Origin of the sequence: Neisseria wadsworthii 9715 (assembly GCF_000227765.1) — a bacterium.
GTDB lineage: Bacteria > Pseudomonadota > Gammaproteobacteria > Burkholderiales > Neisseriaceae > Neisseria > Neisseria wadsworthii.
In genome coordinates this window covers 216,847-227,268 of record NZ_JH165159.1, presented here as the reverse complement: position 1 = coordinate 227,268, position 10,422 = coordinate 216,847, and the positions used below count along the sequence as shown (strand labels likewise).

Annotated in this window: 10 protein-coding genes; 2 read left to right on the top strand and 8 right to left on the bottom strand. The window is 51.6% G+C overall.

Going from position 1 to position 10,422, the window contains the following annotated elements; all coding sequences use genetic code 11:
• Positions 1-179: 179 nt before the first annotated feature.
• The 8 genes from HMPREF9370_RS00965 to HMPREF9370_RS12390 form a co-directional block, all read right to left on the bottom strand.
• Entirely contained in the window at positions 180-1,178 is a 999-nt protein-coding gene (locus HMPREF9370_RS00965; RefSeq protein ID WP_050795364.1) for a DUF3616 domain-containing protein, read from the bottom strand.
• A gap of 112 nt (positions 1,179-1,290) precedes the next feature.
• Positions 1,291-3,132 carry a DUF3616 domain-containing protein gene (locus HMPREF9370_RS00960; protein WP_009115367.1) on the bottom strand — a complete coding sequence of 614 codons (1,842 nt, stop codon included), beginning with the start codon at positions 3,130-3,132 and terminating at the stop codon, positions 1,291-1,293.
• Between the two features lie 409 nt (positions 3,133-3,541).
• Positions 3,542-5,386, bottom strand: a complete 1,845-nt coding sequence (locus HMPREF9370_RS00955; protein WP_040667287.1) for an ABC transporter ATP-binding protein — start codon at positions 5,384-5,386, stop codon at positions 3,542-3,544.
• Positions 5,387-5,445: 59 nt separating this feature from the next.
• Positions 5,446-5,970 (bottom strand): hypothetical protein, encoded by a 525-nt coding sequence (locus HMPREF9370_RS00950; protein WP_009115365.1) that lies wholly within the window; start codon positions 5,968-5,970, stop codon positions 5,446-5,448.
• Between the two features lie 19 nt (positions 5,971-5,989).
• Complete coding sequence (ruvA, locus tag HMPREF9370_RS00945) at positions 5,990-6,574, bottom strand: Holliday junction branch migration protein RuvA (protein WP_009115364.1); 585 nt, start codon at positions 6,572-6,574, stop codon at positions 5,990-5,992.
• 94 nt (positions 6,575-6,668) lie between these two features.
• A complete protein-coding gene (locus HMPREF9370_RS00940) occupies positions 6,669-7,385 on the bottom strand; it encodes a septal ring lytic transglycosylase RlpA family protein (RefSeq protein ID WP_009115363.1) in 717 nt (238 codons plus the stop codon).
• A 95-nt stretch (positions 7,386-7,480) separates the two neighbouring features.
• Positions 7,481-7,945 (bottom strand): tRNA (uridine(34)/cytosine(34)/5-carboxymethylaminomethyluridine(34)-2'-O)-methyltransferase TrmL, encoded by a 465-nt coding sequence (gene trmL, locus HMPREF9370_RS00935; RefSeq protein ID WP_009115362.1) that lies wholly within the window; start codon positions 7,943-7,945, stop codon positions 7,481-7,483.
• Between the two features lie 50 nt (positions 7,946-7,995).
• A complete protein-coding gene (locus HMPREF9370_RS12390; protein WP_009115361.1) occupies positions 7,996-8,703 on the bottom strand; it encodes a ComFC family protein in 708 nt (235 codons plus the stop codon).
• Here HMPREF9370_RS12390 and bioH point away from each other — a divergent pair.
• A complete protein-coding gene (gene bioH / locus HMPREF9370_RS00925) occupies positions 8,702-9,454 on the top strand; it encodes a pimeloyl-ACP methyl ester esterase BioH (RefSeq protein ID WP_009115360.1) in 753 nt (250 codons plus the stop codon). The genes HMPREF9370_RS12390 and bioH overlap by 2 nt on opposite strands.
• Before the next feature lie 11 nt (positions 9,455-9,465).
• Entirely contained in the window at positions 9,466-10,260 is a 795-nt protein-coding gene (locus HMPREF9370_RS00920; RefSeq protein ID WP_009115359.1) for a class I SAM-dependent methyltransferase, read from the top strand.
• Positions 10,261-10,422: the final 162 nt, after the last annotated feature.

Sequence of the window (10,422 nt, the reverse complement as noted above, 5' to 3'; positions counted from 1 at the left end):
AATAACTATGCCAAATTCTTATTTTTATTTACAGTAAATTATTTCAACTTATAAAATCAGCCGCTCAGCAAATAAAACAGCCGTATAATCGAATACCTTTACAAAACAAAATGCCTGTCTGAATATTTCAGACAGGCATTTTGTTGAGAGATAAATATAGTTACTTAAAATATTATTTATTAATTTATATTTTTATAATTTATTAATATATAGCTTGAAGGTTTATTCTTTTTGGCCTTACCATCATCCGACATAACAAGCAAATATTGTTTATCATCAGCCTTAATCACATTAACAGCTTCTGCATTTTTCCATTTTTCATCTGTATTCAACACCAGTTTTTGAAGCTGAGATTGAGGCTTTCCAGCCCATCTCCATAAATAGGAACGAAATTTGCCTTGTTCATTTGCCAATTCATTGGCTATCAGATAGCTGTCGGTTTCGGCCATATACTCAAGCGAGCGGATACCGCCGCCTTCCAAGTCAAGCAGCAATACTTCGCCGAAACGGGGAGCTGCTTTATTTTCAAATAATTCGTTCGGATTGTTGATGGGAATCACCATAGCAAGCTTTCCTGCCATAGGTTCCCGAATACCGAGCATAAGCCGGTTGTTTTTCGTATCGTATGCCAAGCCTTCCAAATTCAAATCGTGGAAATCAACCGGTTTACCGGTTTTGCTTTGAATGGTTTTCTGCACTTCAGATGCTTTGAGCAAGGCTTCTTTCAGGTTAACGGCTTCTTTTAAGTCTTGAATCCGATTGCCTTGGATTTTGAAACGTACGAACCGCTCACGATCAGGTTCGCGGCTGTTCTTCTTGGTGGAAGAAAAAGAAGTTGCGGCATAAATATAGCCTTTATCATCAGCCGCCAAAGCTTCCAAGTCATCCAGCTTGACCTTTAAGCTATTCATCAATTCGCTATCTGCGGCTTGATTCTCCTGAAGTGTACCATCCGCATTCACAGTAAGCAGACTCAGCGCGCGCACTGCTTCATCTTCCGCAACCAATAATCTGCCATCAGGCAATTGCTGTACGGCGGAAGGTTCGTAAGTGCCCGCCAATTTATGGCTGACAATTTTTTCGGGCGAAACAGATTTAGCAACCGCCCAAGATAATGCGCCGATGGCAATCACGGTAGCGGGCATACCCCAATAAAATATTTTACGTTTAGAGGGCATGTGCACTCCTTTCTTTAAATCAATGTGATGCATGTGCATTGTGTTGGTCACAATGCCTGTCTGAAAATTCGGCAAGGCATTTGCCTTGCCGAATTTTCTCACTGAGGTGTCATTACAAATCGTTATAATCTACCAGCATATATTTGGCAGTAAGCTTCTTGGTCGCATCGCCCTCATCACTCATCAATATCAAGCGCGGCTGACCGTTGACTTTGATGGAATCAATCGCCTCTACGTTGGTCATGTGGCGCAGGTTGGGCAATGGTATGGGTTTGGCAGGCGCATTAGGGTCGCCGCTCCATGTCCAAAGTTGTGAATATTTACTGCCGTCATCATCTTTTACTTCGTTGGTCATGATAAAGGCTTTCAATACAGGATCGTAGTTGAGCGAGCGGATACCGCCGCCTTTAATATCCAAGAAAGCGGCATCAAGAAAATTCGGTTCCGCTTTTTCTTCAAACACGGCTTTCGGGTTGTCGATATAAAGCACGATGGAACGCTCGTTAAACTCTGGATCGCGCAAGCCGAGCAACAATTGCTTTTTGTTCGGATCGAAAGCCAAGCCCTCGATATTGATGGTTTTGAAATCCAAAGTGGTGCCGATTTTCGATTTGAACAGCTCATTAAGCTGCTCGGAATTCTCCAAAGTATCGGTCAGCTTGTCAAAATAGCTGAGCTCGCGCACATCATGCCCTTGAACTTTAAAGCGCAGCAGGTGTTCGCGGTCGGGGCGGCGCTGGCCTTCTTTGTTGACCGCATGGGATGTGATGGCGTAAATGTAGCCGTCCGGATCGCGGGTAAGGCCTTCAAGATCACTCAGCTTGCGTTTAAAGCCGCGGGTAAGGCGTGTGTCGGCAGCGTCGTCTTCAGACAGGGTTCCGTCTGCCGCAAAAGATAAAATACTGGCGGCACGGGTCGCTTCGTCTTCCATAATCAGCAAGCGGCCGTCGGGAAGCTGCTGCACGGCAGAAGGTTCATACACGCCTTTAAATGTATAAATGCCGAAGCTTTTTAATTCAGCTTCTTGCTTATTTTGCTGCATCGCAGGAATGACTTGCGGCAAAGTTTTCACGCCGATAAATGCAAGCACTGAAGCCAGTAGGCCCCAACGGAAAGCGGCGTAAGACATATTTAGGTATTTAAACTGCTTATTGGCCATCAAACCGAGCCAATAAAGCTCGTCGCTCATCTTATGATAGACTTGTTCGCGGTCGGCCATGATATCCTGCATCATGCGCCAATAGCGGTCTTTAGAAATTTTCACACGGTCTTCATAAATCAAGATATTGGGCGTTTCGCCGAAAAAGTGCCCTTCCGGACGAACCACTCTTGATTTGAGATCCCGCAATTTTGCTCTGCCTTTACGCCAATCGGAAAACCAATTCAATATCGAACGGATTTTGCCTGCCCTATCCGGCGAAGCGGAAAGCAATGCAAACACAATCGATGTGGCTGCGGTAAACATAAATATGCCTGCAGGCACTAAAAATTCCGGCGAAGAAGCGAAAACGAATGCGCCGGAAATCATTAAGGCCGACACGATAAAGCCGTTGAGCGAAATCATGATATTGGCTTTGGTCGCCGCCAAAGCCAGCAATTCCATTTCGGTGCGAAACGCGTTACGGAACATGGTTTCCACACCTTTGGCCGTACCGATAGGAACGATTTCCTCTTTTTGCTCTAAGTTTTTAGCGTCTTTATTTTTATCTTTATTTTTTCCTTTGTTTTTCTTGACTTTCTTTTCTGTTGCCGATCCGGCTTCTTTGGCCGCAAGGCTCGCTTTCTCCGCTTCGGCTTCTTCGTCCGGCAGATTGTCCAATACAATTTCCGGCACCAATAAAGGAACAGTATGTCGTGGGGGCCGGCTGGCCGGAGGGATGTCTGATTTTAAAGGGTCATTCTGTAGGTTATCAGATTGTGTATTATTTTGTGTATCATTGGATTTTGAGATCATTTTTTTTTATTTTTCCTTAAAATATGAAAACTCAGTCCATCTCAAGCAAGTGCTGTTAAGTTGGTTTGAGAAATTTGATTTGCTTAAATTGATAACTAGGGTCTGCATCATATAGCGGCACACATTTTTGAGCAGATTCTTCCACACGAAAGCCTGAATACAAGGCAAAAATGCGGGCGAATGCCGCTTATTTATGAATATGCCGGTTGTGCAAATCTCCCTCCTAGCAAGTCATTCAAACAAAATCACCATACAAGCAAAATGCCCAGTATGCCTTTTGATTTTAACGCAGGAAAATTAGCAACGAATTAGGCAATAAAAATGCCTGTCTGAAACAAATCAGACAGGCATTTTGGCTATTTAGTTCATGTGGTTAAGCCAATATAGTATTCCTAAAAAAAGAACCTGATCAATCCGCATGCCTTGCCAGAAATCCGCCGCTCTGGTGCGCCCACAGTTTGGCATACAAACCATTTTTCTCCAGCAGTTCGGCATGGCTGCCCTCTTCAACGATACGGCCTTTGTCGAGCACGATTAACCTATCCATGGCGGCAATGGTGGATAAACGGTGGGCGATGGCAATCACGGTTTTGTTTTCCATCATTTTATCCAGGCTTTCCTGAATCGCCGCTTCCACTTCAGAATCCAGTGCGCTGGTGGCTTCGTCGAGCAGCAGAATCGGCGCATCTTTCAGCATCACGCGGGCGATGGCGATACGCTGGCGCTGGCCGCCTGAAAGTTTAACCCCGCGCTCGCCCACATGGGCATCGTATCCTTTGCGGCCTTTGGCATCGGAAAGGTTGGGAGTGAAATCGGCGGCTTCGGCACGGCGGGCGGCCTGCATCATTTCTTCTTCGGTGGCATCGGGGCGGCCGTAGATGATATTGTCGCGCACGGAACGGTGCAGCAGGCTGGTATCTTGGGTGACCAAGCCGATTTGGGCGCGCAGGCTTTCTTGAGTGATGTCGGTAACGTTTTGGCCGTCGATGGTGATGCTGCCGCTTTGCGCTTCATAAAATCTGAGCAGTAAATTCACGATGGTGGACTTGCCGGCACCGGAACGCCCGATCAAGCCGACTTTTTCGCCGGGTTTGATGTGCAGGTTAAAGCCGTTGAGCAACGGTTTGCCTGCTTCGTAAGAAAAATCGACATGCTCGAAACGGATGTCGCCGTGCGCCACTTTCAGCGGCAGGGCATTGGGCTTATCGACAATCGTGTGCTGTTTGGAAAGCGTACCCATGCCGTCGCTCACCGTGCCGATGTTTTCAAACAGGCGGGCGGATTCCCACATGATGTATTGCGACAAACCGTTCACGCGCAAAGCCATAGCCGTAGCAGTGGCAATCGCGCCGACGCCGACTTGGCCGTTATGCCATAACCAAATGCCCAATGCGGCGGTGGATAAAGTCAGCCCTGAGTTCACGATAAAATTACAGGTATATAAAGTGGTAGCCAAACGCATTTGCGCATGCACGGTAACCATAAATTCCTGCATGGATTGCTTGGCATAACGCGCCTCGCGCGCACCATGCGAAAACAGCTTAACCGTCGTAATGTTGGAATAAGCATCGGTAATACGGCCGGTCATCAGCGAACGCGCATCCGCCTGACGCTTCGCCGTTTTTGCCAGCTTGGGAATCAGTACGCGCATCACGGAGCCGAATGCGATAATCCAGCACACGAACGGCAGCAGCAGCCAGCCGTCAAACGCCGCCAGAATCACGCCCGAGCTGATGAAATACACCAGCACATACACCACCATATCGGCCAGCGTCATCACTGTATCGCGCACCGCTAGCGCGGTTTGCATCACTTTGGCCGAAACGCGCCCGGCAAATTCGTCTTGATAAAAACCGAGGCTCTGCCCCAGCATCAGACGGTGGAAATTCCAACGCAACCGCATCGGAAACACGCCTTGCAGCGTTTGCAGGCGCACGTTTGATGCAACGAAATGCCACAGCACGGCAAACGCCATCAACGCAGCCATGCCGGACAAAGCCCAGCCCTTCTCCGCCCACAAAGTTTGCGGTGTATATTGGCCCAGCCAGTCGACCACTTTGCCCATAAACTGAAACAGCAAGGCTTCCATAATGCCGATGCCGGCAGTCAACACCGTCAACACCGCAATCCAACCGCGCATGCCTTCCATGCTGCTCCACAAGAACCGCCACAAGCCTTTTTCGGGCGTTTTCGGCGGCGCGTCGGGATAGGGGTCGATACGGGATTCGAACCAGTTAAAAAAACGCTTAATCATCCATTTCATCCATTTAAGACAGGCCGTAAGGGAAATGCCTGTCTGAAAAATTCATCTCTTTACAAATAATACAGAAACCCAAGCAGTATAAACACATAAATCGATACGGCGGCAGCCGCTGCAAGCAACACCGGCGTATCGGCAGGTTTGTTGGGGTAGCCGCTCAAGTTGGGTTCCGAATTTGCCGGCAAGGCCAACCCGTAAACAAACTGGACCAGCATAGCCAGCAGCGCAAACGGCATCAACAGCGGGATGACCGCAGACAGCACTGCCGAGCCCATACCCAACTGATACACCCTCCTGCATACCGTCCAACCCCTGCCCGCATCATTACAGCGCTTATCCAATTGTTTATTTTGATAATAAATCAAAACGCAGGAAAAAAAGGCAAAAGCGACGCCCGCCTTACCCAAATGGGTTTGATTGGAGCCGACCGAACCGAACACATCAAGAAACCACGGAACAAACCTGTTCAACAGCAGCGCCGCCAAAGCAGCCGGCAGACAATATGCTGCGAAACGGCTGCGTGCAAGGCGCCGGTTATCTAATGGATCATGCTTGGATTCATATTCGATGTAAGTCATCTTTATTTGTTTAATCCGGCTATTTCAACAAATTCTTCAATGCCAACCGTACGCCTTCGCTCACATCTGTGCCGGCCGGAATACCCTTCACTGCGGCCTTGGCTTCGCGCTCGTTATAGCCCAACGCCAACAGCGTGTTCACCACATCATCGGTTTCATCGGCCACAGGAATGCTTTCAGACAGGCCTGCGCCCGCACCATCAGCCACCAGCTTGCCGCGCAGCTCCAAAATCATACGCTCCGCGGTTTTTTTGCCGATGCCGGGCGCGGAAGAAAGCCGTTTCACATCTTCCTGCGCCACGGCCTGCGCCAGCTCGTCCGAAGTCATGGCCGACAAAATACCCAAAGCGGTTTTGGCGCCGATGCCGCTCACTTTAACCAGCTGGCGGAACGTAGCGCGTTCGGCGGCCGAAACAAAACCAAACAGCAAATGCGCATCTTCGCGTACCACAAGCTGGGTATAGAGCTGCACGGTTTCATTGAGCGCGGGCAGCGCGTAAAAAGTCTGCATCGACACATCCACTTCATAGCCCACGCCGTTCACATCAATCACAACCTGCGGCGGCTGCTTTTCAACCAATTTTCCCGTAAGTCTGCCAATCATAAATAAGCTTTCCTGAAACGCATTTCAGACAGGCATTCGTTGCGGAATGCCTGTCTGAAAAACAAAAATACAATAATTTAAAGCGTGAAGCCGTTTAAATCGAATTCTGAGCCATGGCCATTTGACGGACATTGTCAGCCTGCTCCGGTTTGGCAAACGGGCCGAGTTTCACGATATATTGGCCGTCTTTACGCTCGGTAAGCGCGCGGTGGGCGGAAGCGGCGCCCTGCAGGCGGCTATTGGTGCGGCCTGCGTAATCTCGCGCCGCAGATTCGCTGTTAAACGCCGCCAGCGTAACATAAATTTGCTCAGGTTGGGCAGCCGCGATTTGGCCGGGCACAATTTGCTCCACGCGCACATTGGCTACGCCGGAAAAGCCGATTTTCTGAGCCGCGCCTTTAGACAAATCAATCACCCGGCTGCCGTGGAACGGACCGCGGTCGTTGATGCGCACAATCACGCTTTTGCCGTTGGAAAGATTGGTTACTTTGGCGTAGCTGGGAATGGGGAGGGTTTTGTGTGCGGCGGTGTAAGCATGCATATCGAAGCGTTCGCCGCTGGCGGTTTTCTTACCGTGGAAGCCGGGGCCGTACCATGAGGCCTTGCCTGTTTGACTGAAAGTTTTAATCTGTTTAACGGGTGTGTAGCGCATCCCGCGCACTTTGTAGCTCATATTGGCCGCTTTAATCAGCGGTTCGGGGCGAACTTGGTTTTCGGACACCAAACGGTCTTTACCGAAAGACGAGGCGCTAATGAGCGCAAGAGCGGCGCCCAAAGCGCCGATAGACAGGGTTTTTGTGGCTTTAGTCAAAACAGGTTCCTATTCTTTGAGTCGATAACGCAAACCGATTTTGTTCTAATTCTTGTACGGTTGATTTAAAACTAATGATGAAATGATAAAACGAACTAAACCTGCCCGCCGAAACCGTTTTGCCGCCATGCTTCATAAACCATCACCGCCACGGTGTTGGAAAGATTCATGCTGCGGCTTTGCGGCTGCATAGGCAGGCGCAGTTTCTGCCCGGCAGGCAGGGCATCCAAAATTTCGGCAGGCAGGCCGCGCGTTTCCGGGCCAAACAAAAATACATCGCCCGGGGCGAATGCGGCTTGGTCGTAACGGCTGGAGCCTTTGGTGGTGAGCGCGAAAATGCGCCGCCCTGCCAAAGCTTTCAGACAGGCATCGAAATCTTCGTGCACCGTAAGCGAAGCAAACTCGTGATAATCCAAACCCGCCCGCTTCATTTTGGCCGAATCCAGCGGAAAACCCAGCGGCTTGACCAAATGCAGATCCATTCCAGTGTTGGCACACAATCGGATGATATTGCCTGTGTTCGGCGGAATTTCGGGTTGGTATAAAACTACGGTAAACATGAAGATTCCAAAATCCAAGGGCGCACTATACTAGATAAGTGCTTAGTTCATCAAAAAATTTTCAATTTGGATATTGCCAGCGTCCAGCAAAAAACGCTGCTGCTGCCCGAGCGGCGCAGCATTCGGGCGCATTCGCGCAAAGTCTCGCCGCTGGTCAAAACATCGTCGATTAACAACACGTTACGTTCTTTAACACAGGCATCAACCCGAAAAGCGCCGCGCACGTTTTTCTTACGCGCCTCAAAAGGCAGGGTGCTCTGGGGCGCGGATGCCTGTCTGAAAACCGAATTGTGCGGCAACACCTGCCAGCCGTAAAGCTTTGCCAGCGCTTCGGCCAATTCGTCGCACTGGTTAAACCCGCGAAACAGCCGCCGCTCGCGGCTCAATGGCATGGCCAGCACGGCATCTATGCGCACATCATCCAGCCACGGCGGCGGCAATGACGCCATCAGCGACACCAACGGCGCCGCCAACGAGCGGTCGCGGCGGTGTTTGAAGCGGTGCAGAATACCGCTCACCGGCGGTGCATATTCCACCGAAGCCCACAAGCGCTCAAACGGCGGCGGCTCTTTCTGGCATTGCCCGCACACCGCCGCGCCCTCGCTGGTGCCGCCGCAACGTGGGCACACGTTGGCCGCATCCGAAGCCGACACGCGCAAGTCTTTCATACAGGCATCGCACAAGCCCTTACCCGCGCCCGAATCGTGGCATAATAAGCAGGCTTCCGATTGCGGCAGCCTGAAAGAAAGAAAACCCATGACATCCCCCGTAAATAATCTCGTTTTAATCCACGGCTGGGCGGCCAACCGCCATGTGTTCGACGATTTGATTCCGCGCCTGCCCGAAAGCTGGCAGATTCAGGCGCTGGATTTGCCCGGCCACGGCCAAGCGCCGCTTGCAGGCAGCTTCGACGTGATTGCCGCCGCCGACGCGCTGGCCGAACACATCACCGAACCCGCCTGCCTGCTCGGCTGGTCGCTCGGCGGGCTGGTGTCGCTACACATCGCCCACCGCCATCCTGAAAAAGTGCGCGCGCTCTGCCTGACCGCCAGCTTCGCCAAATTCCGCGCAGGGCCCGATTATCCCGAAGGCTTAGACAACCCCGCTTTAGCCAAAATGATTGAATTGTTTCAGCAAGACTACCATAAATATATGAAACAATTTCTCCAGTTGCAATTCTTATACGCGAAAGACCAACACAGCATTCTGGAAAAAGTGTTGCCCGACATCGTTAAACACGGCGCGCCCGCCGCCCTGCAAAGCGCGCTCGACGCGCTGGCCGAAGCCGACGCCCGCACCTTGCTACCCGAGCTGAAGCAACCGGCCTGTCTGATTTACGGCGGCAAAGACACCATCACACCGCCGCGCATGGGCAGCTACCTCGAGCGCCACCTGCCCAACGCCCGAATGCACACACTGGAAAAAGCCGCACACGCGCCGTTTCTGAGCCACGCCGACGAATTCGCCCGATTGCTCAAAACCTTTGCAGAACAACAATTGCCTGTCTGAAAAAACCCACCATGAACCCGAACGACCGCTGGCTGATACACCGCCACCTCGCCCAAAACACCGACGAGCGCCTGCAACTGGTGCGTACTGCGCCGCAACACATCCTGCTCGTCGGCGCCGACCACGACGAAACCCGCAAGCTGCTTGCCGCGCGTTATCCCAAAGCCGCCTTCAGCGAATACGACCCGCGCCAAGCGTTTTTAGACGAAGCCGCCGCCGCACGCAAAACCGGCTTTTTCGCCAAGCTTGCAGGCAAAAGCGTGCCCCAGCATTTCCAAAGCCTCACCGAGCCTCTGCCCGAAGCCGCCGCCGATATGCTGTTTGCCAACCTCAGCCTGATTACCGCTTCCGAGCCTCTGCCCGTGCTGAAAAACTGGGCGCACGCCCTCAAGCGCGACGGCCTGCTCTTTTTCACCCACTTCGGCATCGACAGCCTGCAAAGCCTCAATGCCTGTCTGAAACAGGCCGGCATCAGCGTGGAAGCGCCCATGCTGTTTGACATGCACGACTTGGGCGACATGCTGCTCGAATCCGGTTTTTACGACCCCGTTACCGATACCGCCAAGCTCGAACTTTCCTACACCAGCGCCCAAACCTTCTGGCAGGATATGGACACGCTGGGCATTTGGACGTCGCTCACCTTCAGCGACGAAGCCGCCGCCCGCACCTTGGTTGAGCAGCAAATCGCCGCAGGCCGTTTCAGCATCACGCTCGAAACCGTGTACGGCCACGCCGTGAAAAAAACCGTGCTGCCCGAAGGCGCCAGCCCCGTGCAGTTTTACCCCACAATGCCCGGCAAAGCTTAAAGGCCGGCTTTTCAGACAGGCACCCGCCCAACCATGCCTGTCTGAAACCGCTCTTTGCTCTTACATTATCTTAAAATGATTTGACCATAAACCCGCTTTCAGACAGGCATCGGCACACCTTATAATGCCTGCCTGAACAAGCCTGTACCCACCGCCATCCCG

What these genes read in the sequence shown, in the direction of transcription:
- bioH (WP_009115360.1), top strand. Translation starts at nt 8,702, where the DNA reads ATGACATCCCCCGTAAATAATCTCGTTTTAATCCACGGCTGGGCGGCC.
- HMPREF9370_RS00920 (WP_009115359.1), top strand. Translation starts at nt 9,466, where the DNA reads ATGAACCCGAACGACCGCTGGCTGATACACCGCCACCTCGCCCAAAAC.
- ruvA (WP_009115364.1), bottom strand. Translation starts at nt 6,574, where the DNA reads ATGATTGGCAGACTTACGGGAAAATTGGTTGAAAAGCAGCCGCCGCAG.
- HMPREF9370_RS12390 (WP_009115361.1), bottom strand. Translation starts at nt 8,703, where the DNA reads ATGGGTTTTCTTTCTTTCAGGCTGCCGCAATCGGAAGCCTGCTTATTA.
- trmL (WP_009115362.1), bottom strand. Translation starts at nt 7,945, where the DNA reads ATGTTTACCGTAGTTTTATACCAACCCGAAATTCCGCCGAACACAGGC.
- HMPREF9370_RS00960 (WP_009115367.1), bottom strand. Translation starts at nt 3,132, where the DNA reads ATGATCTCAAAATCCAATGATACACAAAATAATACACAATCTGATAAC.
- HMPREF9370_RS00965 (WP_050795364.1), bottom strand. Translation starts at nt 1,178, where the DNA reads ATGCCCTCTAAACGTAAAATATTTTATTGGGGTATGCCCGCTACCGTG.
- HMPREF9370_RS00950 (WP_009115365.1), bottom strand. Translation starts at nt 5,970, where the DNA reads ATGACTTACATCGAATATGAATCCAAGCATGATCCATTAGATAACCGG.
- HMPREF9370_RS00955 (WP_040667287.1), bottom strand. Translation starts at nt 5,386, where the DNA reads ATGATTAAGCGTTTTTTTAACTGGTTCGAATCCCGTATCGACCCCTAT.